Annotated in this window: 19 protein-coding genes; 7 read left to right on the top strand and 12 right to left on the bottom strand. The window is 61.0% G+C overall.

The annotated features are described in order from the left end of the window. Positions 1-85: 85 nt before the first annotated feature. From BK665_RS32935 to BK665_RS32915, 4 genes are all read right to left on the bottom strand, one after another. On the bottom strand, positions 86-586 hold the full coding sequence (locus BK665_RS32935; protein ID WP_123410629.1) for a MepB family protein: 501 nt from the start codon (positions 584-586) through the stop codon (positions 86-88). Continuing rightward, positions 583-1461, bottom strand: a complete 879-nt coding sequence (locus tag BK665_RS32930; protein WP_123410628.1) for a carboxylate/amino acid/amine transporter — start codon at positions 1459-1461, stop codon at positions 583-585. The genes BK665_RS32935 and BK665_RS32930 overlap by 4 nt, the downstream gene beginning before the upstream one ends. 347 nt (positions 1462-1808) lie before the next feature. Further along, positions 1809-2408, bottom strand: a complete 600-nt coding sequence (locus tag BK665_RS32920) for an FMN-dependent NADH-azoreductase (protein ID WP_123410626.1) — start codon at positions 2406-2408, stop codon at positions 1809-1811. Between the two features lie 230 nt (positions 2409-2638). Further along, positions 2639-2953: a 3-phosphoglycerate kinase gene (locus BK665_RS32915; RefSeq protein ID WP_123410625.1), complete on the bottom strand. Its 315-nt coding sequence runs from the start codon at positions 2951-2953 to the stop codon at positions 2639-2641. A 49-nt stretch (positions 2954-3002) separates the two neighbouring features. Between BK665_RS32915 and BK665_RS32910 the strand changes: the two genes are divergently transcribed. The 4 genes from BK665_RS32910 to BK665_RS32895 all read left to right on the top strand — a co-directional run bounded on the left by BK665_RS32910 (position 3003) and on the right by BK665_RS32895 (position 7223). Further along, positions 3003-3926, top strand: coding sequence for a PA3225 family LysR-type transcriptional regulator (locus BK665_RS32910; RefSeq protein WP_123410624.1), 924 nt, complete (start codon positions 3003-3005; stop codon positions 3924-3926). A 14-nt stretch (positions 3927-3940) separates the two neighbouring features. Continuing rightward, the gene (locus BK665_RS32905) at positions 3941-4744 is read left to right on the top strand and encodes an alpha/beta fold hydrolase (protein ID WP_123410623.1); all 804 of its coding nucleotides are present in this window, start codon (positions 3941-3943) and stop codon (positions 4742-4744) included. Positions 4745-4747: 3 nt separating this feature from the next. Beyond that, complete coding sequence (locus tag BK665_RS32900; RefSeq protein WP_123410622.1) at positions 4748-5305, top strand: peptidylprolyl isomerase; 558 nt, start codon at positions 4748-4750, stop codon at positions 5303-5305. Between the two features lie 85 nt (positions 5306-5390). Next, positions 5391-7223, top strand: a complete 1833-nt coding sequence (locus BK665_RS32895; RefSeq protein ID WP_123410621.1) for an ABC transporter ATP-binding protein — start codon at positions 5391-5393, stop codon at positions 7221-7223. 139 nt (positions 7224-7362) lie between these two features. On the opposite strand, the gene BK665_RS32890 is transcribed toward BK665_RS32895, so the two are convergent. Beyond that, positions 7363-8487 carry a GNAT family N-acetyltransferase gene (locus BK665_RS32890; protein ID WP_123410631.1) on the bottom strand — a complete coding sequence of 375 codons (1125 nt, stop codon included), beginning with the start codon at positions 8485-8487 and terminating at the stop codon, positions 7363-7365. Between the two features lie 282 nt (positions 8488-8769). Here BK665_RS32890 and BK665_RS32885 point away from each other — a divergent pair, with 282 nt between their 5' ends. Continuing rightward, complete coding sequence (locus BK665_RS32885; protein WP_123410620.1) at positions 8770-10086, top strand: putative porin; 1317 nt, start codon at positions 8770-8772, stop codon at positions 10084-10086. Between the two features lie 397 nt (positions 10087-10483). On the opposite strand, the gene BK665_RS32880 is transcribed toward BK665_RS32885, so the two are convergent. The 3 genes from BK665_RS32880 to aceK form a co-directional block, all read right to left on the bottom strand. After that, the gene (locus tag BK665_RS32880; protein WP_123410619.1) at positions 10484-11605 is read right to left on the bottom strand and encodes a beta-ketoacyl-ACP synthase III; all 1122 of its coding nucleotides are present in this window, start codon (positions 11603-11605) and stop codon (positions 10484-10486) included. Between the two features lie 347 nt (positions 11606-11952). Then, positions 11953-15864, bottom strand: a complete 3912-nt coding sequence (gene hrpA / locus BK665_RS32875; protein WP_123410618.1) for an ATP-dependent RNA helicase HrpA — start codon at positions 15862-15864, stop codon at positions 11953-11955. Positions 15865-16073: 209 nt separating this feature from the next. Next, entirely contained in the window at positions 16074-17795 is a 1722-nt protein-coding gene (aceK, locus tag BK665_RS32865; RefSeq protein WP_123410616.1) for a bifunctional isocitrate dehydrogenase kinase/phosphatase, read from the bottom strand. Positions 17796-18132: 337 nt separating this feature from the next. Between aceK and BK665_RS32860 the strand changes: the two genes are divergently transcribed. Both BK665_RS32860 and BK665_RS32855 read left to right on the top strand, forming a co-directional pair. After that, complete coding sequence (locus BK665_RS32860; protein WP_123410615.1) at positions 18133-19758, top strand: methyl-accepting chemotaxis protein; 1626 nt, start codon at positions 18133-18135, stop codon at positions 19756-19758. A gap of 233 nt (positions 19759-19991) precedes the next feature. Then, positions 19992-20900 (top strand): DMT family transporter, encoded by a 909-nt coding sequence (locus BK665_RS32855; RefSeq protein ID WP_123410614.1) that lies wholly within the window; start codon positions 19992-19994, stop codon positions 20898-20900. 132 nt (positions 20901-21032) lie between these two features. On the opposite strand, the gene BK665_RS32845 is transcribed toward BK665_RS32855, so the two are convergent. The 4 genes from BK665_RS32845 to BK665_RS32830 are packed head-to-tail and all read right to left on the bottom strand — an operon-like array spanning position 21033 to position 26238. Continuing rightward, positions 21033-22613 carry an aldehyde dehydrogenase (NADP(+)) gene (locus BK665_RS32845; RefSeq protein ID WP_123410613.1) on the bottom strand — a complete coding sequence of 527 codons (1581 nt, stop codon included), beginning with the start codon at positions 22611-22613 and terminating at the stop codon, positions 21033-21035. Positions 22614-22655: 42 nt separating this feature from the next. Next, the gene (gene araD1, locus BK665_RS32840) at positions 22656-23651 is read right to left on the bottom strand and encodes an AraD1 family protein (protein WP_123410612.1); all 996 of its coding nucleotides are present in this window, start codon (positions 23649-23651) and stop codon (positions 22656-22658) included. 52 nt (positions 23652-23703) lie between these two features. Continuing rightward, positions 23704-24879 carry an L-rhamnonate dehydratase gene (locus BK665_RS32835; RefSeq protein WP_123410611.1) on the bottom strand — a complete coding sequence of 392 codons (1176 nt, stop codon included), beginning with the start codon at positions 24877-24879 and terminating at the stop codon, positions 23704-23706. Positions 24880-24912: 33 nt separating this feature from the next. Continuing rightward, positions 24913-26238: an MFS transporter gene (locus BK665_RS32830; RefSeq protein ID WP_123410610.1), complete on the bottom strand. Its 1326-nt coding sequence runs from the start codon at positions 26236-26238 to the stop codon at positions 24913-24915. Positions 26239-26411: the final 173 nt, after the last annotated feature.

Below are 26411 nucleotides of genomic sequence, written 5' to 3'. Positions count from 1 at the left end.
CGCGAAGGCGGAGTGTCAGTCGACATTAATGTTGAATGACACTCCGCCTTCGCGGGCAAGCCTCGCTCCTACAGGGTTTTAGTGTCTATATTCCGAACAGTCGGCGTACCTGAAAGGGGTCGGCATTACCGCTTGGGTCAATCGCGAGGAAATATTTGAGCTGCCATTGCTGCGTCTTGATCGCCTGTTTGGCGACTGGGCGGGACCACGGCGGATAGACGCGAATTGCTCGTTTACCACCTTCACCGTCAATCGACATAACCCCTTTGGCCGCCAGTACCTTCAGGTCAAACACAAACTGCCCGCGGTGCGTTGCATCAGCAACGCTGACCACCACAAAACTGACGCCATCGCCGGTATCGAGCGGTGCAATCTCACTGGCCGGCGTCGGCCGTTTCCACAGCGTGACGAACTGGCCAATCTTGGTCGGCGTGGTTTTCGCCACACGGAAGACCATCGACTGGCCGTCGAGGCCAAAGCGGCAAGCACCGTATTCGGCACTCTCCTCCTCGCGCCGAACTTCATCCGTTAATGCCATGCCTGCGGGCTTGTAGATCTGCTCGATGGCGGCGCTCAGGTCCGTCATGGCCGTTCCCGCAACGGCAACACTTCGCGCCGGACACCCAACCGGCTGATCCACACTGCTGCCAGAATCACCGCCCCGCCGAAGAACAACCGCCCCAATTCCTCATGCTGGTTCCAGATCAGCAGATTGATCAGCAACCCCACTGGCACATGCAAATTGTTCATCACCGCCAGGGTCCCGCCATTCACCAGGCACGCGCCCTTGTTCCACCAGTACAAGCCCAGCGCCGTCGAGACCAGGCCGAGGAACACCAGCACACCCCATTGCAGCGGTGCTTCGGGCAGGAAGTTGTGTTTGCCGAACAGCAGAAACGCCGGCAACGCCACCGCCAGTGCGCCGAGGTAGAAGTAGCCGAAACGCCGATAATGCGGCAGATCACTCGGGTGACGGGCTACCAGATGTTTGTAAAGCACTTGCCCGGCAGCGTAGGTGAAGTTGGCCAGTTGCAGCAGCAGGAAGCCCATGAAGAAATCCGGATTGATCCGGTCGTAGCGAATCACCGCCGCGCCCGCCACCGCCACCAATGCCGCGACCAGGGCCCAGGGGTTGAAGCGTCGGTTCAGCGCGTCTTCGATCAGGGTCACGTGCAGTGGCGTGAGGATGGTGAACAGCAACACTTCCGGCACCGTCAGCACCCGGAAGCTCAGGTACAGGCAGACGTAGGTCACGCCGAATTGCAACGCGCCGATCAGCAACATGCCGCGCATGAACGCGGGCTCGACCGAACGCCAGCGCGTCAGTGGAATGAACACTAGCCCCGCCAGCAAAACGCGCACCAGCACCGCGAAGTAACTGTCGACATGTCCGGCCAGGTATTCGCCGATCAGACTGAAGGAAAACGCCTGGATCAGCGTGACAAAAAGTAGATAGCCCATACTCGCCTCGTTTCGAATGGCGGCGACGATAGCGGGTTTTGTCGGCGATCGCGAACATCTCGCCAACACACAAATCCCCTGTGGGAGCGGGCTTGCTCGCGAATGCGGTGTGTCATTCCACATTAGTGTCGACTGACACGGCCTCTTCGCGAGCAAGCCCGCTCCCACAGGGGATTTGTATTGGGTCATCAAATTGCGGGCAAAAAAAAGCCCGATCTCGCTAAAGCGTTCAATCGGGCTACAGCACTCAGGAGCAACAAGTGCAAAGGGAGGTTCGATGCGCGTACAGGCTTGAAGGGTTGCGCCACGTCACTTGAACATCAAGGGATTATCTGGCGATTAAAGCCTCAGGCCACTTGGGAAAGCTTGGCGTTGGCCTGGTTCAGACCCTTCTCCTGGAAGTCGCCGCCCAGGTTCATGCCTTCGGCGTGAATGAAGGTGACGTCATGGATGCCGATGAAGCCCATGACCTGGCGCAGGTAGGGTTCCTGGTGATCCGCAGCGCTGCCGGCGTAGATTCCGCCGCGAGCGGTCAGCACGTAGGCACGCTTGCCGCTGAGCAGACCTTGGGGGCCGGTGTCGGTGTACTTGAAGGTCACGCCGGCACGCAGCACGTGGTCGAGCCACGCCTTGAGGGTGCTCGGGATCGCGAAGTTGTACATCGGTGCGGCCATGACCAGTACGTCGGCAGCCAGCAGTTCGTCAGTCAATTGATTAGAGCGATCCAGGGAAGCCTGTTCGATGTCGCTGCGTTGCTCGGCAGGTTTCATCCAGCCGCCCAGCAGGTTGATGTCCAGGTGCGGCACCGGGTTGACGGCCAGGTCACGGACGGTGATCTGGTCCGCCGGATGCGCGGCTTTCCATTGGCTGATGAAGGTCTGGGTCAGTTGACGGGAAACCGAGTCTTGCTGACGGGCGCTGCTTTCGATGATCAGAACGCGGGACATGGGATGTAGGCTCCATCTGAGAATGCTGTAAGGCGATGGAGTGGAGATTAAACAGAGTTATATCGATGAAAAAGCGCAAATAACTGCTATAAAGCATCGATAAATTCGTTTATAAGCTGATCATCCCTTGTGGGAGCGGGCTTGCTCGCGAAGGGGCCGTGTCATTCAACATTGATGTCGACTGACACATCGCTTTCGCGAGCAAGCCCGCTCCCACCCAGGCATGTCATCTATTTCGGGGTGCAGCTCAGGTTGATACGCATCTTGATAATCGTGCGGGTGAATTTGGCTGTAGCATTTTTATGTTTTCCGGCGGGCACATCGACCGTGCGGGTGCGCGGTGCTTCCGGGCCATTGTTGAACACCACCTTACACGTCGCATCCTTACTGCCGTAGTTGTTGACCTGAATGGACGCGATGTCGTTATCCGTGTCGTAGGCGTTGTAGTCGATGCTCATGCCATTGAGCTGTTTTTTAACATCGATCGGATAGGCAAACGCGGTCAGCGGCAGCATCACCAACACCACAAAACAGAATTTTCTCATTCGGCAGTCTCCAATAAGGACTGCCAGCTTAGGACAAGAGGAGCTCATCATGAAAGCGCCCCGCGTGACCCTTGATCAATGGCGAACGTTGCAGGCCGTGGTCGACCACGGCGGTTTCGCCCAGGCCGCCGAAGCGCTGCACCGCTCGCAATCGTCGGTCAGCTACACCGTGGCCCGCATGCAGGACCAGCTCGGCGTGCCACTGCTGCGCATCGACGGCCGCAAAGCCGTGCTCACCGAGGCCGGCGGCGTGTTGCTGCGCCGCTCGCGGCAACTGGTGAAACAGGCCAGTCAACTGGAAGACCTGGCCCATCACATGGAACAGGGTTGGGAAGCGGAAGTGCGGCTGGTGGTCGACGCCGCGTACCCCAGCGCCCGCCTCGTGCGCGCCTTGACCGCGTTCATGCCGCAAAGCCGCGGCTGCCGGGTGCGGCTGCGCGAAGAAGTGTTGTCGGGCGTGGAGGAAGTCCTGCTCGAAGGCGTCGCCGACCTGGCCATCACCGGCCTGAGCATTCCCGGTTACCTGGGGGCGGAATTGAGTGATGTGGAATTTGTCGCCGTCGCCCACCCCGAACACCCGCTGCATCGGCTGAACCGCGAAATCAATTTCCAGGACCTGGAAACCCAGATGCAAGTGGTGATCCGCGACTCCGGTCGCCAGCAGCCACGGGATGTCGGCTGGCTCGGCGCCGAGCAGCGCTGGACCGTCGGCAGCCTGGCCACCGCCGCGACATTTGTCAGCAGCGGGCTGGGTTTCGCCTGGCTACCCCGGCACATGATCGAACGGGAATTGAAGGAAGGTACGCTCAAGCTGCTACCGTTGGATCAGGGCGGCAGTCGCAACCCCAGCTTCTATCTGTACTCGAACAAGGACAAACCCCTGGGCCCGGCCACGCAAATCCTTATCGAACTGCTGCGCACTTTCGACACCGCGCCGCTCGATGCGCCCTTCGCCGCCCCTGAACAAGCCTGACACGGAGTTTCTGCATGGCCTATTTCGAACATGAAGGTTGCAACCTGCACTACGAGGAATATGGCCACGGCGCTCCGTTGCTGCTGGTCCACGGGCTGGGTTCCAGCACCCTGGACTGGGAAATGCAGATCCCGGCGTTGTCCACCCACTACCGAGTGATCGTCCCGGATGTGCGCGGCCACGGTCGTTCGGACAAACCCCGCGAGCACTACAGCATCGCCGGTTTCAGCGCCGACCTGATCGCGCTGATGGAACATCTGAAACTCGGCCCGACCCATTACGTGGGCCTGTCCATGGGCGGCATGATCGGTTTCCAACTGGCCACCGATCAGCCGCAGTTGCTGAAAAGCCTGTGCATCGTCAACAGTTCGCCCGAGGTCAAGTTACGCAGCCGCGACGACTATTGGCAGTGGTTCAAACGCTGGGGCCTGATGCGCGTACTGAGCCTCGGCGCCATCGGCAAGGCCCTGGGTGCCAAGCTGTTCCCGAAACCGGAACAGGCGGACTTGCGACAAAAGATGACCGAGCGCTGGGCAAAAAACGACAAACATGCTTATCTCGCCAGCTTCGATGCCATCGTTGGCTGGGGCGTCCAGGAACGACTTTCGAAGGTCGCCTGTCCAACCCTCATCGTCAGCGCCGACCGTGACTACACGCCGGTGGCGCTGAAAGAAACCTATGTAAAACTGCTGCCCGATGCGCGGCTGGTGGTGATCGCCGATTCGCGCCACGCCACCCCGCTGGATCAACCCGAACGCTTTAACCAAACCCTGCTCGAGTTTCTCACCGCAGTCGACACCACTACTCAGGATCACTGACCCATGCTGAAAAAAATCGCCCTCGTCGCCGGCTCCGTGCTGTTTGCCGCCAACTTGATGGCCGCCACGCCCGCCAAGGCGCCGCACGTGCTGCTGGAGACCGACAACGGTCAAATCGAAATTGAACTGGACGCGGTCAAGGCACCGATCAGTACCAAGAACTTTCTTGATTACGTCAACAGCGGCTTCTACAACAACACGATTTTCCACCGTGTGATCCCGGGTTTCATGGTCCAGGGCGGCGGTTTTACTGAACAAATGCAGCAGAAAGACACCAAGGCACCGATCAAGAACGAGTCCAAGAACGGTTTGCATAACGTGCGTGGCACATTGTCTATGGCCCGTACCTCCGATCCAGACTCGGCCACCAGCCAATTCTTCGTCAACGTCAAGGACAACGACTTCCTCGACCAGGGCGATGGCTATGCCGTGTTCGGTAAAGTCGTTAAAGGCATGGATGTGGTTGATATCATCGTCAACTCTCAGACCACCACCAAAAGCGGCATGAAAGACGTACCTGCCGTTCCTGTGCACATCAAGTCGGCCAAAGTCATCAACTAAGCTTCACAGGATGTCTTGAGCGGTTGCCGCCCGGCGGCACCGCTCACACTGTTCAACGGAGAGCCCCAGCGCGGGCGGAGAACCAATGCTTTATCGCCGTTTTGAAAAACTGATCGACATCTTCCGCGATGCACCGACGGCGGCTCCGCCGGATCGGGTTCTCCCCTTCTATACCTATTACTTGAAGCAGGTCTGGCCGAGTTTCGCCGCCCTGTTGATCGTCGGCCTGTTCGCCTCGCTGATCGAAGTCGCGCTGTTCAATTACCTGAGCCGCATCATCGACCTGGCCCAAGGCACGCCGAACCCGAATTTCTTTCAGGACCACGCCCTCGAACTGACCTGGATGGTGGTGGTCACCCTGGTCCTGCGCCCGATTTTCTTTGGCCTGCATGACCTGCTGGTGCACCAGACCCTGACCCCGGGCATGACCAGCCTGATCCTGTGGCAGAACCACCGCTACGTGCTCAAGCAGAGCCTGAATTTCTTCCAGAACGACTTCGCCGGGCGCATCGCCCAGCGCATCATGCAAACCGGCAACGCCCTGCGCGACTCGGCGGTGCAAGCGGTGGATGCGCTGTGGCACGTGTTGATCTACGCGATCAGCGCCCTGGTGCTGTTTGCCGAAGCCGACTGGCGCCTGATGATCCCGTTGATCACCTGGATCGGCGGTTTCATCGGCGCACTTTATTACTTCGTTCCACGGGTCAAGGACCGCTCGGTGCAGTCCTCCGATGCGCGTTCCAAACTCATGGGCCGTATCGTCGACGGCTACACCAACATCACTACGTTGAAGCTGTTCGCCCACACCAATTACGAACAGCAGTACGCCAAGGAAGCGATCAAGGAACAAACCGAGAAAGCGCAAATGGCTGGCCGCGTGGTCACCAGCATGGACGTGGCTATCACCAGCATGAACGGCCTGCTGATCGTCACCACCACCGGCCTGGCCCTGTGGCTGTGGTCGCAGTCGCTGATTTCGGTGGGCGCGATTGCCCTGGCCACGGGCCTGGTGATCCGCATCGTCAACATGTCCGGCTGGATCATGTGGGTGGTGACCGGCATCTTCGAAAACATCGGCATGGTCCAGGATGGTCTGCGCACCATCGCGCAACCGGTCAGCGTCACCGACCACGCGCAAGCCAAACCCCTGGCCGTGGCCCGTGGCGAGGTGCGTTTCGAGCACGTGGATTTTCACTACGGCAAGAAGAAAGGCATCATCGGCGGCCTCAACCTGACCATCAAACCCGGCGAAAAAATCGGTCTGATCGGCCCGTCCGGCGCTGGCAAATCGACCCTGGTCAACCTGCTGCTGCGTCTCTATGACGTGGAGGGTGGGCGCATTCTCATCGACGGCCAGAACATCGCCGAGGTCGGCCAGGAAAGCCTGCGCGAGCGCATCGGCATGATCACCCAGGACACCTCGCTGCTGCACCGTTCGATTCGCGACAACCTGCTTTACGGTCGGCCCGACTCCACCGACGCCGAACTCTGGGAAGCGGTGCACAAAGCCCGGGCCGACGAGTTCATCCCGTTGCTCTCGGACGCCGAAGGCCGCAGCGGTTTCGATGCCCACGTGGGTGAGCGCGGGGTGAAGCTGTCCGGCGGCCAGCGTCAGCGGATCGCCATCGCCCGGGTGCTGCTCAAAGACGCGCCGATTCTGATCATGGACGAAGCCACCTCCGCGCTGGACTCGGAAGTCGAAGCGGCGATCCAGGAAAGCCTGGAAACCCTGATGCAAGGCAAAACCGTGATCGCCATCGCCCACCGCCTCTCGACCATCGCCCGCATGGATCGGCTGGTGGTGCTGGAAAACGGCAAGATCGCCGAAACCGGCACCCACGCCGAACTGCTGGCCCATGGCGGGTTGTATGCGCGGTTGTGGGCGCACCAGACGGGTGGGTTTGTCGGGATCGATTGAGACCCGATCGTTCCCACGCTCTGCGTGGGAATGCAGCCCGTGACGCTCCGCGTCACTGGACGCGGAGCATCCCTTGAGGCATTCCCACGCAGAGCGTGGGAACGATCAAAAGGAAGGCACCTGAGGCCCGTGGCGAGGATCAGGCTTGCCGGTAAGGCAAGGCGGTCCTCGCTTCCTCGGCATACGCCAGCACCCCGACCCGTTCCTGTTGCAAAAAGTCTTTGACCGCTGCTTTCAACCCCGGATGCCGCAGGTAGTGCCAGGAATGGGTGATCACCGGCTCGAACCCGCGAATCAACTTGTGCTCGCCCTGCGCCCCGGCATCGAAACGCTGGAAGCCGTTGGCAATCGCATAGTCCATGCCCTGGTAGAAACAGGTCTCGAAGTGCAGGCGGTCATACTCCGCCAGGCAACCCCAATAACGTCCATAAAAGCTGTCGCCGCCCACCAGGCTGAACGCCATGGCCACCGGTCGTGAGCCTTGTTTGGCCAGCACCACGCGAATCGACTCGGGCATACGTTCGGCCAACAGGCTGAAGAATTCCCGCGTCAGGTAAGGCGTTTGCCTACGTACCGCGTAGGTATTGGCGTAGCAGGCGTAGACAAAATCCCACTGCCGCTCGGTCAGTTGCGCGCCCTCAAGCCATTCGAACTCGATGCCCTGCCCCGCCACTTGCTCGCGCTCCTTGCGCATCTGCTTGCGCTTGCGCGAACTGAGGGCGTCGAGGAAGTCCTGGAAATCCCGATAATCGCGGTTCTGCCAGTGATACTGGCAGCCGATGCGTTGCAGCCAGCCCGATTGCTCGGCCAGCGCGGCGTCGGTGAACGGGTCGGTAAAGTTGATGTGAGCGCTGGAAAGTTCTTCGATCTCCAGATAACCCGGCAGGCTTTTCAGCAGCTCGAAACCGTCCTCGACATTGGCCGCCAACAGACGCGGCCCGCTGACCGGGCTAAACGGCACGGCGGTCAACAGCTTGGGGTAATAGTCGATGCCGGCGCGGGCGCAGGCGTCGGCCCAGGCGTGATCGAACACGTACTCGCCGTAGGAATGCCATTTGCGGTAGCTGGGCAGTGCCGCGATCAGGCGATCACCTTCGATGTGCAGCAAATGCTCGGGCTGCCAGCCGGTGTGCGGGCCGACACTGCCGCTGTCTTCCAGGGCCGTGAGGAAGGCATGACGCAGAAACGGCTGACGTTCAGGTACTAGCGCGTCCCACGTGTGTGGCGCGATTTCGGACAGTTTTTCCAGACATTGCAGCGGCATCAGCATTCTCACCATTTCTGTGCGTGACAGCCTGGCGAGTATCGCTTATCGCCGCTCATTGCACACCCGTCATCCGGCCGACAGTGCTCTAGAACAAAGGTTCATGAAAGATTTGTATCGTCATCGAGCTGCCATCACTTTGCCACTGCACTGTCATAAACCATCGCGATACTGGCGCCTGTTTTTAGAGCGCCGGGTTCTACCCGGTCACTGTTTTCCGTCCGTCATCGGTCGGTTGTGTCCTGGATGGCTCAGTCATCCCTTTCATCTTCGGAGATTGATATGCGTCTTGCTTCCACGAAAACTGCGGCGGCCTTGTGTGGCGGCCTGATGCTGGCCATGAGTGTTCCGGCCAGCGCCGCAGTCGACGCCAAACTGCTCGACATGCTCAAGGCAAACGGCTCGATTTCCCAGGCGCAATACGCCGAACTGCAAGCCGAACTGGCCCGTGACCAGAAAGACCAGCAGATCGCCCGTCAGGCTCAGCAAGAGACCAACGAGCAGATCGCCGCGACCGCGAAGAAAACCAACGAACTGAGCACCTTCGACCAGAAACTGGCCTGGGCCGCCAAGACCCAGTTCAAGGGTGACGTGCGTTTCCGTGAAGAAACCGTGCACAACGATGGTGTTTCGAACAACAAAGACCAGGATCGCCAGCGTATTCGCGTGCGCCTGGGTGCCTACAGCGAAATCAACCCGCAAGTCGACACCGGTATCCGTATCGCCACCGGCAACAACGATGACGCTCGTTCCACCAACCAGAGCCTGGACGGCTACTTCGACAAGAAGTCGATCTGGCTGGATCAGGGCTACGTCGACTACCACCCTGACTTCCTCAAGAACCTGCACGTTGTGGGCGGCAAGATGCCGCAACAATGGGTGAGCATGGGCGACATCATCTGGGATAGCGATATCAGCCCGGAAGGCCTGGCACTGACCTACAAATACCCGTTGGGCGCCAGCACCGAGTTGTTCGGAAGCGCCGGCCACTACACCCTCAAGGACAACGTCGACGGCGACGGCGTGCAGTTCAAGCACGACCTGCGCCTGTACGCCGGTCAGTTGGGTGCGCGCTTCGCCATCACCGACAACCTGAAACTGACCCTGGGTGGCAGCGTCTACGGTTACGACAACGACGACGACATCACCGCGGGCGGCACCACCACGCCATCCATCCTAGCCACCAACGGCAACACCCCGAACGAACAGTTCAAGCTGTACGAAGGTTTTGGTCAGATCGACATCGGTGGCCTGCCAATGCCGCTGTCGCTGTACGGCCAGTACGTCACTAACAAAGACGCCAGCAACGATCAGGACGCAGCCTGGTTGACCGGTGTGAAGACCAAGCTTTACGGCTTCGCTGTGGATTACAACTATCGCGACGTACAGCGTAACGCCGTGGTCGGTGCCTTCACCGATTCCGACTTCGCCAACGGTTTCACCGGTTCGCGCGGCAGCAAGTTGAAAGTCAGCTATGAAATCGACAAGAACTTCGCCCTGGGCGCGACGTACTTCATGGCTAAATCCGACTTCACCAACGCCACCATCCGCGACTCGGACATCAAGACCCTGCAACTGGATGCCGAAGCCAAGTTCTGATACCCCGCAATACGACTCGGGCAAGGAAGCCCGAGCTCTTCTTTACAGCCTCGCGTTGGTCTATCGGTCCCCATCATCCGTCCGATAGACCAACGCGGGGCTGTTTTCATTTCCCATTCACACCGGCCTTTTGTGGCGAGCGAGCTTGCTCGCGTTGGAGCGCGAAGCGGTCCCCTGCATTCCTCCAGACAGACCGAGCTCGCTGACTTTACGACTGCTTCGCAGCCGAGCGGGAGCAAGCTCCCTCGCCACAAAAGCGTCCTTGGCCCAAATACCTCATGCACAAAAAAAGATCGCAGCCTGCGGCAGCTCCTACAGAATCGAGTCCAACCTCACTATTGAGTTGGAACCCGATCCCGTAGGAGCTGCCGCAGGCTGCGATCTTTCAGGCGTTAACTCAGCGCTTGCGCAGAATCACGCTACCAATCGAATACCCGGCACCGAACGAGCTGAGCACCGCCAGCGAACCGCTGGCCAGGTCATCCTGGTTCTTGTGAAACGCAATCACGGAACCGGCGGAGCTGGTGTTGGCGTAGGTGTCGAGGATCACCGGGGCTTCTTCTTCGGTGGCTTCGCGACCCAGCAATTTCTTGACGATCAAGTGGTTCATGCTGAGGTTGGCCTGGTGCAGCCAGAAGCGCTTCACGTCACCGATGTTGAGTTGGTTCTCCTCCAGGTGCGTGGCGATCAGCTCGGCGACCATCGGGCACACGTCGCGGAACACCTTGCGGCCTTCCTGTACGAACAGTTTGTCCTTGGCGCCGATGCCCTCTTCCGCCGCGCGGTTGAGGAAGCCGAAGTTGTTGCGGATGTTGTTGGAGAACTTGGTCAGCAGTTTGGTGCTGACGATATCGAACTGGTACTGGGAGGTCGCCAGGTCGGCACGCTCGATGATCACCGCAGTCGCGGCGTCGCCGAAAATGAAGTGGCTGTCACGGTCGCGGAAGTTCAAGTGCCCGGTGCAGACTTCCGGGTTGACCATCAGGATCGCCCGGGCCTGGCCCAGTTGCACGCTGTTGGTGGCGGCCTGGATGCCGAAGGTTGCCGAGGAGCAGGCCACGTTCATGTCGAAACCGAAACCCTGGATGCCCAGGGCTTCCTGGACTTCGATGGCGATGGCCGGGTAGGCGCGTTGCAGGTTGGAGCAGGCGACGATCACGCCGTCGATGTCCGCAGCGGTCTTACCGGCGCGTTGCAGGGCTTGTTCGGCAGCGCCGATGGCCATCTGGCAGAGCACCGACCATTCGTCGTTGGAACGCTCGGGCAGCCGCGGCGCCATGCGTTGCGGGTCGAGGATGCCGTCCTTGTCCATGACAAAGCGGCTTTTGATGCCGGAGGCTTTTTCGATAAACGCTGCACTGGACTCGGTCAACGCTTCGATCTCGCCGCGCGCGATGGCGTCGGCGTTGTCGGCGTTGAATTGCGCGACGTAAGCGTTGAAAGACTGCACCAGCTCTTCGTTGGAGATGCTGTTGGCCGGGGTGTACAGGCCGGTGCCGCTGATGACGACGTTATGCATGGTCGTTTCTCTAATCTGTTCAGGCAGAAAGCGTTGGCACCGACGTACCAACACACAAAGGGTCTATTCCCGTCCGTGGAATCAAACCTGGCATCGCTTTATTCCGATCCGCCATGCCTGTGAAGGCGCAAAACAGCGGGGCCGGCGTTTATAGGCGCGAAGTTTGCCATAAACGCTGGGGTTTGGCCCTATTTGCCGGATCAAACACCTCACCCCTGTGGGAGCGGGCTTTTGTGGCGAGGGAGCTTGCTCCCGCTTGAGTGCGCAGCGCTCACAAAATTTTAGGGCCGCTGCGCAGCCCAGCGCGAGCAAGCTCGCTCGCCACAAAAGCCGCTCCCACAGAGGGGTTATGGTTCGACCTGGGTCCACTGTTTGTTCAGGCGTTTGTCGGAGATCGGCACTTTGGTCCCCAGTTGCTGGGCGAACAGGGAAACCCGGTATTCCTCCAGCCACCAGCGATACAACTCCAACTGCGGATCGCGCTTGCCTTCCTGGGCGTGTTTGTTGGCGCGGGTCTGGTATTGCGCCCACAAACCGGACAATTCACCACTCCAGACCCGATCCCGCTGCACTTGCGCGCCGATTTTCTCGAAACGTTGCTCGACCGCTTTCAGATAACGCGGCAGTTCCTTGAGCCACTGCATCGGGGTTTCCCGGACAAAACCGGGATAGACCAGATGACTGAGCTGCTGCTTGATATCGTTCAACGCCACGGCCTGGGCCAGGTCGATCTTGCCCTTGAAGCGTTTTTGCAGACCGTGCCAAAGCTTGAGAATCTCCAGGGTCAGCTTCGCCAGGCGCTCGGCGTGTTCAGTCCAGCCGCCACGCTTGCGCTCGGCCAGGGACGCCAACCCGGCGCCATCGCGAGGTAACGGGTCTTCGCCGTCGAGGATGCAGCTATCGAGACTCGCCAGCAGAATGTCTTCGACCAAGGCATCGATGCGCCCCAGTTCGCGGTACATCAGCCCCAGCTCAGTCAACCCTGGCAACTTGCCCCGCAGGAATTTCGCCGGCTCGGCCAATTGCTGCATCAACAGACGCTGCAAGGCGCGGCGATGCTGGAACTCGGCTTCGGCCGGGGTCGAGAACCGCCCTTCCTTGACCGTGCCGCTCTCTTCCACCAACGCCGGGTACACCGTCATCGACAGCCCGGCGATCTTCTGCTGGGTTTTCTCGGCCACGGCGGCAAAGACTTTCGGCTCCACCGGTTGCTGGTTCTTCGCGGTTTGCGGCACGGCCAACGCGGCTTGGCTGGCTTCGGCGAAACGTGCGGTCAACTCCGCCAGATCCCGCCCTTCGCCGAGGAACTTGCCCTGGCCATCGACGATTTCCAGGTTCATGCGCAAATGGCTGTCGACCTGCTGCGCCGCTTCGGCCCAGGCTTCATCGCTGACCCGCGCCCCGGTCATGCGCAGCAGTTCACGGCCCAGGGCCTGGGGCAATGAGCCCTCGGCGAACGTCATGCGCTGCAACGCGGCTTTAACGAAGTCCGGCACCGGCACGAAGTTCTTGCGTAGCGCCTTGGGCAGGTTGCGGACCAACGCGATGCATTTGGCTTCAATGACGCCCGGCACCAGCCATTCCAGGCGTTCCGGCGGCAGCATCGGCAACAGCGGCGCCGGCACCCGCAGGGTCACGCCGTCGCGGGGGTGATTGGGTTCGAAGTGATAACTCAGGGCCAATTCCAGATCACCGATGTGCAAGGTGTCCGGGTAATGCAGCGCGGTGACTTCACTGGCCTCGCGGGCCAGCACGTCTTCTTCGCGCATGATCAGCAGTTGCGGGTCTTTCTGGCTGTTGACCTTGTACCAACTGTCGAAGGTCGCGGTCTGGTGAATCTCCGCCGGCAGCCGCGCATCGTAGAAGGCGAACAGGGTTTCTTCGTCGGCGAGGATGTCGCGACGCCGGGCCTTGGCCTCCAGTTCGTCGAGCTGCTCCAGCAACTGCGCATTGGCGGTCAGGCACTTGGCCTTGGACTGAATTTCGCCCCGGACCAGGCCTTCGCGAATGAAGAATTCACGGGACACCACCGGATCAATCGGCCCGTAATGCACCGGTCGGCGCCCCACCACGATCAGCCCGAACAAGGTGATCTGTTCAAACGCCACAACCTGGCCGCGCTTCTTCTCCCAATGCGGTTCGAAGTGGTTTTTCTTGATCAGGTGCCCGGCCAGCGGCTCGATCCAGTCGGCGTCGATCTTGGCCACCATGCGCGCATACAACTTGGTGGTTTCCACCAGTTCGGCGGCCATCAGCCATTGCGGGCGCTTCTTGCCCAGGCCGGATGACGGGTGAATCCAGAAACGCCGCTGACGCGCGCCGAGGTAGTCGCCCTCTTCGGTTTTCTGGCCGATCTGGCTGAGCAGACCCGAGAGCACGGCTTTGTGCAGTTTCGGGTAATCCGCCGGTTCTTTGTTGAGGGTCAACTGCATGTCGCGACAGATCAGACTCAACTGTCGATGGGAATCGCGCCACTCGCGCAGGCGCAAGTAGTTGAGGAAATTCTTGCGGCACCAGTTGCGCAACGGACTGGCGGTCAACGCCTGGCGCTGTTCTTCAAAACCGCGCCACAGATTGACCAGCCCGGCGAAGTCCGAATCCACGTCTTTCCATTGTGCGTGGGCCTGATCCGCCGCTTGCTGGCGTTCCGGCGGACGTTCGCGCGGGTCTTGAATCGACATGGCGCTGGCGACGATCAGCACTTCCTGCAAACTGCCGAGTTTTGCCGCTTCGAGCAACATGCGGCCCATGCGCGGGTCCACCGGCAGGCGCGCAAGATTGCGTCCCAGCGGCGTCAGTTGGCTGTTGCGATCCACTGCCGAGAGTTCTTGCAGCAGGTTGAAACCGTCGCTGATGGCTTTGCCATCCGGCGGCTCGATAAACGGGAAATCGGTGATCTCGCCCAAGCGCAAATGCAGCATCTGCAAAATTACGGCGGCAAGGTTGGTGCGCAGGATTTCCGGGTCGGTGAATTCCGGCCGGCCGATGAAATCTTCTTCGCCATAAAGACGAATGCAAATGCCCGGCTCGACCCGCCCGCAACGACCTTTGCGCTGGTTGGCGCTGGCCTGGGAAATCGCTTCGATGGGCAGGCGCTGGACCTTGGCGCGGTAGCTGTAACGGCTGATGCGTGCGGTGCCGCTGTCGATCACATAGCGAATACCCGGCACCGTCAACGAGGTTTCCGCGACGTTGGTCGCCAGCACCACGCGTCGGCCTGGGTGCGACTGGAAAATCCGCTGCTGCTCGGCCGGCGACAAGCGCGCATAGAGCGGCAGGATTTCGGTGTGTTTGAGCTGGGCCTTGCGCAGCATGTCCGCCGCGTCGCGAATCTCGCGCTCGCCGGGCAGGAATACCAGCACATCCCCAGGACTCTTGCGCTCGCTGCGTTCAAACGCGGCGATTTCGTCGAGGGTGGCGAGGATCGCCTGGTCCACGGTCAAGTCATCCTCGACGCGGTTGCCCTCTTCGTCCTGCTCCAGGGTCAGGGGGCGATACCAGGTGTCTACCGGGAAGGTGCGGCCGGAGACTTCGACAATCGGCGCGTCATCGAAATGCTTGGAGAAACGCTCCAGGTCGATGGTCGCCGACGTAATGATGACTTTCAGGTCCGGGCGGCGCGGCAGCAGGGTTTTCAGGTAACCGAGCAGGAAGTCGATGTTGAGGCTGCGTTCGTGGGCTTCGTCGACGATGATCGTGTCATAGCGTTCGAGATAGCGGTCGTTCTGGGTTTCCGCCAGCAGGATGCCGTCGGTCATCAGCTTGATCAGGGTATTGGAATCGCTCTGATCCTCGAACCGCACCTGATAGCCGACCAGCGCGCCCAACGGCGTGGCCAGTTCTTCAGCCACCCGGCTGGCGACGCTGCGTGCAGCGATTCGACGGGGCTGGGTGTGGCCGATCAAACCATGCTGGCCGCGCCCGATTTCCAGGCAGATCTTCGGCAACTGGGTGGTTTTACCCGAACCGGTTTCGCCGGCAATGATCAGCACCTGATGCTTGAGCAGCGCCTCTTTGATTTCGTCGCGCTTGGCGGCGATCGGCAAACTGTCGTCGTAACGAATCACCGGCAGGCTGGCACGCCGCGCCAGCACCTGATCACAGGACGCCTGCATGCGCGTCACCCACTGGGCCAGCTTGGCCTCGTCAGGTTTCTTGCGCAGCTCAAGCAACTGCCGCCGCAGCCGGTGGCGGTCGGCAATCATGGCGTGATCGAGGTTTTTCAGCAGTTTGTCGATGGAAGGCGATTCGTCAGTCATCAGGTACGCAATAAGTCGTCTAGTGGCGCAGGGGGGCGATTGTCGCAGATTTGCGCGCATAAATGATGGTTCGGCGCATGACACAACAACGTGCCTGACCCTTTCGCGAGCAAGCCCGCTCCCACATTGGATTTGCAGTGCTCACAAATCCCCTGTGGGAGCGGGCTTGCTCGCGAAGGCGTCAGCCCATCCACCAGAAACGCTATGTCCTACTCGTTATCCAGGCCCCTACGCCGATACGGGAACACATCGATGACCTTCCCCGCCCGAATCGCCTCCTGCAAGCTCTTCCAGTAATCGGCGTTGTACAACTCGCCATGCAGTTCATCGAATAACTTGCGCTGCCCGGAATCGGCAAACAAAAACGGCGGAAACTCTTCCGGAAACACATCCAGCGGCCCGATCGAGTACCACGGCTCGGAGGCCATTTCATCTTCCGGCGTGCGGGGTTGCGGGATGTGGCGGAAGTTGGCCTCGGTCAGAAAGCAAATCTCGTCGTAGTCATAAAACACCACCCGCCCATGTCGGGTGACGCCAAAGTTCTTCAGCAGCATGTCACCGGGAAAGATGTTCGCCGCCGCCAGTTGCTTGATCGCCAGACCGTAATCTTCCAGCGCCTCGCGCACCTGGGCCTCGTTGGCGTTTTCCAGGTAGAGGTTCAGCGGCGTCATGCGCCGCTCGGTCCAGCAGTGGCGGATCAGCACTGTGTCGCCTTCGACCGACACCGTGGACGGCGCCACATCGAGCAGTTCCTCCAGGCACGCCGGCTCGAATTTGCTCAGCGGGAAACGGAAGTCGGCGAATTCCTGGGTATCGGCCATGCGCCCGACCCGGTCGACGCTTTTCACCAAGCGGTACTTCTCGATCACGGTGGCGCGGTCGACGTTTTTCGACGGCGAGAAGCGGTCCTTGATGATTTTGAATACGGTGTTGAAGCCCGGCAGGGTGAACACGCTCATGACCATGCCGCGCACGCCGGGGGCCATGATGAACTGGTCGTCGGTGTTGGCCAGGTGGTTGATCAGCGCCCGGTAGAACTCGGACTTGCCATGCTTGTAGAAGCCGATCGAAGTGTACAACTCGGCGATGTGCTTGCCCGGCAGGATGCGCTTGAGGAAGCCGATGAACTCCGCCGGCACCGGCACATCCACCATGAAATACGAACGGGTGAACGAGAAAATGATCGACACGTCCGCTTCATCGGTGATCAGCGCGTCGATCTGGATGCCGCGACCTTCGCGGTGCAACAGCGGAATCACCAGCGGCCATTGTTCGTCCCGGGTGTAGATGCGCCCCACCAGGTACGCGCCTTTGTTGCGGTAGAGCACCGAGGAAAACAGTTCGACGCTCAGTTCCGGGTCCTTGCACACCCAGTCCGGCAGGTTCTCCCGCAGTTGTGCTTCGAGGCGGCGCAGGTCGCCAGCCAGGTCGGCGTAATCCTCGCTGAAGCGGTAGTCGGCAAAGATGCTCGCCAGCATTTCCGACAAATGTCCCTGAGGCTTATAAGTCCGGGTTTGCGCCGCCCGGGCCCGGCGCAGGCTCGGTCGGGTGGTGTGGATGAACATGCAGCCGTCGCTGATCAGGTCATGGCTGAACAGCCCGCAGAAAATCGAGTTGTACCAGGTCTCGGACAGTTCATCGTCGAAGCGCAGGTCGATCAGGGTGATGTAGGCACTTTTGACCAGCGGCCAGCAGCTCACTTCCATCAGCACATCGTCAGCGAAGGCTTCGCGCAGGCGCTCGACGGTTTCGCCGACCTTTTCTTCGTAGAGGTTGATCCGCGCCGCCGACGCCGATTGCGTCTCCTGCCACTGGGCCTGCTCGAAACGCGCCCGGGCACCGTCGGTGATCTGGCGGAAATGCTCGCGGTAATCGTCAAAGCCATCGAGGATCTTTCGAGCGATGTCGGCGGCGGGCCATTGCTGCGGCATGGTGAGACCTCTGCGGGAATTTCGGAACCCTGAGCTTAGCCAGTGAACCGGGTGCAGGAGAAGCGTAATTTTTGCCATTGATGTGGAGGGTCGGGCGGGGCCTGTGGCAGATTTTTTCATCGACCGATCGGTCAGTAATCCGTCCGATCAGTCAGCACAAACCCTTGGCAGACGGGGGTTTCGACACTCACCGGCCCTGTATCCACCGAAACAGAGCCTTACAGATTGGTCTTACCAAAATGATGGCACTTTGATATACACCTCGCCATCACCCGCCTAACAACAAGATCTTCGGTACACGAGGACTCAATCCCTAATCGCCCAAGGAGCACAATTGATGTCCATCAGGAACATGCGCATAGGTTTGCGCGCCGGTTTGAGTTTTGCCGTTTTGGCCAGTCTGCTAGTCGTGGTCGGCCTGTTCGGCCTGGGTCAGATGGCGACCCTGCGTGCAAGCGCCAGCGTGATCGAAGAATCGTGGATGCCGAGTATCGAGAGCATCCACGACAGCGCGACGAACATCGCCACCATTCGCCTCGAATCCCTGCGCTTGATCGCCAACAGTCAGCCGGCCGTGCGGGACAAGAGCAAAGGCATCATCAGCGCCCAACGCCAGGACCTGCTCAAGCGCCTCAACGATCACAAGCAATTGCTCGCCAGTGACCAGGAGCGGGCCATGCTCGCCAGCCTGAGCGCGGACGTGACCAAGTACATGGCGATTCTCGACCAGATCATCGGCCAGATTGACGCCGGCCAATCGGAGCAAGCCTACACCCGCCTCAATACGGAACTGGCGCCCCAGGGTGGTGTGCTGGATAAATCCCTGGAAGCCATGATCAGTTTCAATCAAAAAGGTGCCGAAGCAGCCTCCACCGAAGCCGCGCGGATGTATCAGCGGGCGCAGTGGATTGTCGGTCTGATCATCGTCGTCGCGCTGTTCGCGACCCTGGCCCTGGCCTGGCTGCTGACCCGCAGCATCACCGCGCCGATCAACCAGGCCCTGAGCGTGGCCCGACGGATCGCCGCCGGTGACCTGAGCGGGCAGATTGTCAGCCAGGGCAAGGACGAAGCCGCGCATTTGCTTGAGGCGTTGGCCGACATGCAAAGCCATTTGCGCACGACCATCCGTGGCATCAGCGATTCGGCGCAGCAACTCGCTTCCGCCGCCGAGGAAATGAGTTCGGTGATGGAAACCAGTACCCGTGGCCTGCAACAGCAGAACGATCAGATCGAACAGGCCGCCACTGCCGTGACCGAGATGAGTACGGCGGTGGATGAAGTGGCGGCCAATGCCGTGTCCAGTGCCGAGGCGTCCCAGGCCTCGAACGAGGACAGCAAGCACGGGCATGTGCAGGTCAGCGAAACCATCACCTCGATTCAAGGCCTGGTGAGTGAAGTGCTCGGCGCCTCGCAACAGGCCGAGGGCTTGGCGGGTCAGGCCCAGGACATCAGCAAGGTGCTGGAAGTGATTCGTGGCATCGCCGGGCAAACGAACCTGTTGGCGCTCAACGCCGCCATCGAAGCGGCACGTGCCGGTGAGGCCGGGCGCGGGTTTGCCGTGGTTGCCGATGAGGTGCGCTCACTGGCCCAGCGCACCCAGAACTCCACCGAAGAAATCGAGCTGATGATCAACAACATCCAGCAAGGCACCGGGGCCACGGTCAGCGCTTTGCAAAGCAGCGCCGAGCAGGCCAACCAGACCTTGCGCCGGGCCAACAGCGCCGGGCAGGCGTTGGAAAAAATCACCGCATCGATCTCGCAGATCAACGAACGCAACCTGGTGATCGCCAGCGCCGCCGAACAGCAAGCGCTGGTGGCCCGCGAGGTCGATCAGAACCTGGTGAACATTCGCGACCTCTCGACCCAGACCGCCGCCGGTGCCACCCAGACCTCCGCCGCCAGCCAGGAACTGTCGCGCCTGGCGGTGGACCTGAATGGGTTGGTGACGCGCTTCATTATTTAAGCCTGCCTAGGAGTTCACTTGTGGCGAGCGAGCTTGCTCGCGCTGGGCTGCGCAGCGGCCCCAGGATTTTGTGAGCGCTGCGCACTCAAGCGCGAGCAAGCTCGCTCGCCACAGGCAAGCCCCCTCGCCACAAAAAGCTCGCTCGCCACAATGAAAATTTAATGCCCGATTTACGGTTGCGATCCTCAGGCCTCTCGGCAACACTTCCGTCCCCATAAAGGAAGGAGTGCACCGTGAGCCCTGTCGATATTTTTCGTTTACTGTCGCTGGCGGCGATCTGGGGCGCGAGTTTCCTGTTCATGCGCATCATCGCCCCGGTGATTGGCACCGTTCCCACGGCGTTTTTCCGCGTTTCGATTGCGGCAGTCGGGTTGCTGGTGATCCTCGGGCTGATGCGCATCAGTTGGGATTTCAAAGGCAAACTCAAAACCGTGATGCTGCTGGGGGTGATCAACTCCGGGATTCCGGCGACCCTGTATTCGGTGGCCGCGCAAGTGTTGCCGGCGGGTTACTCGGCGATCTTCAACGCCACCACGCCATTGATGGGCGTGCTGATCGGCGGGTTGTTCTTCCATGAAAAACTCACCGCAGCCAAACTCGGCGGCGTATTCCTCGGCCTGTTCGGTGTCGGCGTGCTGACCCGGGCCGGGCCGGTGGCGTTCGATATGCAACTGCTGATGGGCGCCCTCGCCTGCCTGCTCGCGACCACTTGCTACGGCTTCGCCGGGTTCCTCGCCCGCCGCTGGCTGGATCATGCCGGCGGCCTCGACAGCCGATTGTCGGCGCTGGGCAGCATGCTCGGCGCGACCTTGTTCCTGTTGCCGCTGTTCGGTTACAGCGTGATCAGTCATCCACCGGCAAGCTGGGGCGGCTGGAGTGTGTGGCTGTCGCTGCTGGGCCTGGGCCTGGTCTGCACCGCGTTTGCCTACATCATCTACTTCCGCCTGCTCAGCTCCATCGGCCCGGTGAAATCGATGACCGTGACCTTCATGATCCCGCCGTTCGGCGTGTTGTGGGGCGCGTTGCTGCTGGACGAGCCGTTGTCGATGGCGCACATCTATGGCGGGGTGTTGATTGCGGCGGCGTTGTGGCTGGTGTTGAAACCGGCGGTGGTGAAGGCGCCGGAGTTGACTGAGCAGTAATCAATCTGAAGACGATTGCTCACCCTTTGTGGGAGCGGGCTTGCTCGCGAAAGCGATGGGTCAGTCGACATCCATGTTGCCTGAGCCACCGCTTTCGCGAGCAAGCCCGCTCCCACAGTTGATCTGTGGTGTTTACAACACCCGATCACTCACCTCCCCGTCCACCAGGCGCCGAATCCCCAGCGGATTGGCGTTCTGCAAGGCCTCGGGCAGCAGCGCATCCGGATAATTCTGGAAACACACCGGGCGCAGGAAACGATTGATCGCCAGTGTCCCGACCGAGGTTCCCCGTGAATCCGACGTCGCCGGATACGGCCCGCCATGCACCATCGCCTCGCACACTTCGACGCCGGTCGGATAGCCGTTGAGCAGAATCCGTCCGACCTTTTCCTGCAACGCCTCCGCCAGCCAACGGTATTCCAGCAACTCCTCGGGCTCGCCAATCAGCGTCGCTGTCAGTTGCCCGCGCAAGCCGTGGAGCGCGGCGGCCAACTGCGCCTGATCGTCGACTTCGATGACGATGGTGGTCGGCCCGAAGACTTCTTCCTGAAGCAGCTCATCGCCGTTGAGCAACAGGCTGACATCAGCCTTGAACACCTGCGGTTGAGCCTGCTCGCCCTGCTGCGGGTGGCCGGCCAGGTGCGTCAGCCCCGGGTGTTCGTGCAAGGCGCCAAGGCCCAGGCCATAGCTGACCAGCGCACCGGCATTGAGCATGGTTTGCGCCGGTTGCTCATTCATATGCGCGCAAAACTGCCGCAAAAACCCGCTGAACTGCGGCGAGCGCAGGCCGATGACCAAACCGGGATTGGTGCAGAACTGGCCACACCCCAACGTCACCGAACCGGCCAGTTGCGCCGCGATCTGTTCACCGCGCACCGCCAGGGCGTCGGGCAGCAGGAACACCGGGTTGATGCTCGACATCTCGGCGAACACCGGGATCGGCTGGGGCCGGGTCGCGGCCATGTGGCTCAGGGCATTGCCGCCCTTGAGCGAACCGGTGAAGCCCACCGCTTGAATCGCCGGATGCTTGACCAGCCACTCACCGACACCGCCGCCATAAATCATGTTGAACACCCCGGCAGGCATGCCGGTGCGCTCGGCGGCGCGGATGACCGCGTCGGCCACCCATTCGGCGGTTGCCATGTGCCCGCTGTGGGCCTTGAACACCACCGGGCAACCGGCGGCCAATGCCGAAGCGGTATCACCGCCCGCCGTGGAAAACGCCAAGGGGAAATTGCTGGCGCCGAACACCGCCACTGGCCCGAGGGCTATCTGGTACTGACGCAGATCCGGACGCGGCAACGGCTGGCGCTCCGGCAAGGCGCGGTCGATGCGCGCCCCGTAGAAATCGCCGCGCCGCAGGACCTTGGCGAACAAGCGCATCTGGCCGCTGGTGCGCCCGCGTTCGCCCTGGATGCGCCCGGCCGGCAGTGCAGTTTCCCGGCACACGGTGGCGACGAATTCATCGCCCAGCGCATCGATTTCATCGGCGATGGCGTCGAGAAACGTCGCACGCTTTTCGGCGCTCAGGTTGCGGTAGCTCGGGTACGCGGCGGCGGCCGCTTGGGCAGCGGCGTCCACTTCGTCTTCGGTGGCCTGGAAAAAGGTGCCCGGCAGCGGCTCGCCGGTGCTGGCGTCGAGGCTCTGCAGTTGTACGGAACCGTTGGCGCTGCGATGGCCGCCGATGTAGTTGTGTCCGAGTAACGTGATCATGGGAGTGTCCTTGACCGGTCGACAGCGCCGGTGGTTAAAGGCCTAGAGCGCTCGGATCTGACCGATGGCCAGCGGCTGGGCGCTTTCGCCGATGCCGTTTTCCAGCGGTGCGCCGAACTCGGCAAGGCTGATCTGGAAGCGATCGCCGGGCTGGGTTTTTACGCCGTCGGCAAACGACAGCGTGGCGGTGCCGAAGTAATGCACGTGGACATCGCCGGGGCGCAGGAACTGGGCGTACTTGAAGTGATGGAATTCGAGGTTGGCGAGGCTGTGGCACATGTTGTCTTCGCCGCTGAGAAACTCCTTTTCCCAGATCGTTTCGCCGTGTCGGGTGATGCGACTGGTGCCCGCCAGGTGCCGGGGCAGTTCACCGACCCGCAGCTCGGGACCATAGGCGCAGAAACGCAGTTTCGAATGGGCGAGGTACAGGTAATTGCGCCGCTCCATGACATGGTCGGAGAACTCGTTGCCCAGCGCATAGCCGACCCGATACGGCTGGCCGTCATCGCCGATCACATACAGGCCGGTCAGCTCCGGTTCTTCGCCGGCGTCTTCGGCAAACGGCGGCACCGGGAAGTCCGCGCCGGGGCGCACGACGATGCTGCCGTCGCCTTTGTAGAACCATTCCGGTTGCGCACCGACCTGCCCGGCCGCCGGTTTGCCGCCCTCCACGCCCCATTTGAAGATGCGCATGGTGTCGGTCATGCCGGCTTCGACTTCACCGTCATGCTGATGCATTTTGTCCCGGGCCGAGGCGCTGCCCAAATGGGTCAGGCCGGTGCCGCTGATCAGGCAATGGGCCGGGTCTTCGTGGTCCAGCGGCGGCAGTACGCGGCCCTGTTGCAGCAGTTGCGCGTAGTCCGGGCCTGGCTCGGTGCCGCGCTGGGCCACTTCATCGTGCAGGCTGCGCTGGGCGCGGATCGCCGCGAGGGCCAGTTCACGGGTGCTGCGGGTGCCGTTGAGCACCTGGACCTGTGAGCCCTCGACGAGGCCGACCTGGCGTTCACCGGCAGTGTTCTCAAATTGAATCAGGCGCATGTCGGCCCTCCAGAAAGTCGTGGTGGGCGCCGCCTGTTGCGGCGCCACAAGATCACTCGATGATGTTGAAGTCGCTCAGGTATTCATCGGAGATTTCCAGGCCCAGGCCCGGTTTGTTGTCGTCGAGCTGGATGTAGCCGTTGACCGGTTGCGGCTCGCCCTTGAACACGTAGTAGAAGAGTTCGTTGCCGACTTCGACGTCGAACACCGGGAAGAACTCGGCCATCGGCGAGGCGGTGGTGGACATGGTCAGGTGATAGTTATGCATCTGCCCGGCATGCGGGATCACCGGCACCGACCAGGCTTCGGCCATGGCGTTGATTTTGCGCGCGGCGGTGATGCCGCCGACGCGGTTGGTGTCGTACTGGATCACGTCCACGGCGCGGCGTTCGAGCAGGTCTTTGAAGCCGTAGGAAGTGAACTCATGCTCGCCACCGGAGATCGGCATAATCCCCATTTTTTTCAGCTCGATGTAGCCTTCGATGTCGTCGGCGATCACCGGTTCTTCGAGCCAGCGCGGTTCGAATTCGGCGAGTTTGGGCAGCATGCGGCGCGCATATTCCAGGGTCCAGCCCATGTAGCACTCAAGCATGATGTCGATGTCCGGGCCGGCAAGGTTACGCAGGGCGCGCACTTGTTCGATGTTCTTGCGCATGCCCGCCGGGCCGTCTTTCGGACCGTAGCCGAAGCGCATTTTAAGCGCGGTGAAGCCCTGGTTCAGATAGCCCTGGGCTTCTTCGAGGAACAGGTCGAGGTTGTCGTTGGCGTAGAGCTTGGAGGCGTAGGTCCAGATCTTTTCCTTGGTGCGGCCACCGAGCAACTTGAACACCGGTTTGTTGACGGCTTTGCCCATGATGTCCCAGATCGCGATGTCGATCGCCGAGATCGCCGCCATGCCGATGCCTTTGCGGCCCCAGGCGTGACTCTGACGGTACATCTTCTGCCAGATGTATTCGTTGTCGAACGGGTCTTCGCCGATGGCGATGGGCGCCAGGTAGGTGTCGATGATTTCCTTGGCCACACGCGGCGCCAGGGCGCAGTTACCGATGCCGACGAGGCCGGTATCGGTCTCGATTTCCACCACCAGCCAGCCGTGGAAACGGAACGAGCCCATGGCGTCGCCGCGCTCGAACAGGATGTCGCTGGCGTTGGTGCAGAAGTGCGCTTGAGGTGGGACGACTTTGCCTTTCCACTCGAAAACGCGGGTACGGATCGCTGTGATTTTCATGAATTCAATTCCTTGCTAACGCTTTGGTAGTGATCAGCCAACCTGAGCCGGTGTGAGCTGCGAGGGGGATGCGGGTGTGTGGGTAGTGCGAAGTCGGGACAGCAGGACGGCGCCAACGAGGCCGACCAGAGCCAGGGCAAACATGCCTGCGCGGGGGTCGGCAAAACTGCTTTCCATCACGGTCTTCAGGTTCGGCGCGACGAAGCCGCCGAGGTTGCCGATGGAGTTGATCAGGGCGATCCCGCCAGCCGCCGCAGCGCCGCTGAGGTAACTGGTGGGAATGGTCCAGAACAATGGCTGCACCGAGACGAAACCGGCTGCCGCGAAGCAGAACGCCAGGACTACCGGGACCATGCTGGTGCCCAGCGCCGAGGCGGCAATGCCGAGGGCGGCCATGCTCAGCATGCACACGGCAAGGCGACGGTGCTGGCCGGTGCGGTCGGCGTAGCGCGTGACGAGACGGGTCACGATCAGCGCGCAGACCCACGGGATCGCGGTGATCAGGCCGACGTTGAGGCCGACATGGCCGTCGAGCAAACCGGCGATGCGGGTCGGCAGGTAAAACACCACGCCGTAGACGCTCATCTGAATCGTGAAATACGCCAGGCAAAATTGCAGCACCCGAGGGTTGCGCAAGGCACTGAGAAAACCCTGGGGGCTGCTGTCTTTTTTCTGCGCGTCTTCTTCGCTCAGCGCGGTTTCCAGCGCCTGCTTTTCTTCGACGCTCAACCAGGTGGCCTGGGCCGGACGGTTGACCAGATAGAAGTACGCTGTGATGCCGACCACTGACGCCATCAGCCCTTCGACGACGAACAGCCACTGCCAGTTGGTCAGACCAAACACGCCGTGGAAGTCCAGTAACCAGCCCGACAACGGACTGCCCAACACCAGCGCCAGCGGCAGGCCGAAGTAGAACAGGCCGAGCGCCTGGCCACGGCTCTGCGCCGGGAACCAGTAGGTGAGGTAAAGGATGATGCCAGGGAAGAAACCGGCTTCGGCGACGCCCAGCATGAAGCGCAGGACGTAAAAGGTTTCGGCGTTGTGGGCGAACATCATCGCCGCCGACACCAGGCCCCAGGTGACCATGATCCGGCACAGCCAGACCTTCGCGCCGAGGCGGTGCAGCATGTAATTGCTCGGCACTTCGAAGAACGCGTAACCGATGAAGAAGATGCTCGCGCCGAAGGCAAACGCCGCATCGCCCAGCCCGGTGTCGGCCTGCAACGCCGCTTTGGCGAAGCCGACGTTGGAGCGATCGATAAACGCGAGGATGTACATCAGGATCAGAAACGGCAGCAAACGCAGCCGGCTTTTGGAGATGGCACTGGTCAAAGCCAGGACGGATTCTGGACGGGTCATGTGAAGTTCCTTTGCTGCCGGTATGTGCCTTGCGGAAGTAACAAGGCGGGCTTTTTGTAGTTGTCATTCGTCTGAATCGAGGCGGCGCGGTGGCGGGCTCTGATCATTCGATGGAGCGACTTTAGCCAGCGCCAAGGGGCGCGGATAATCACTTATGCGTATCCAGCGATAAC

It is taken from the genome of Pseudomonas frederiksbergensis, from assembly GCF_003732665.1.
Lineage (GTDB): Bacteria > Pseudomonadota > Gammaproteobacteria > Pseudomonadales > Pseudomonadaceae > Aquipseudomonas > Aquipseudomonas frederiksbergensis_G.
This window is presented reverse-complemented; position numbering and strand designations above follow the sequence as displayed.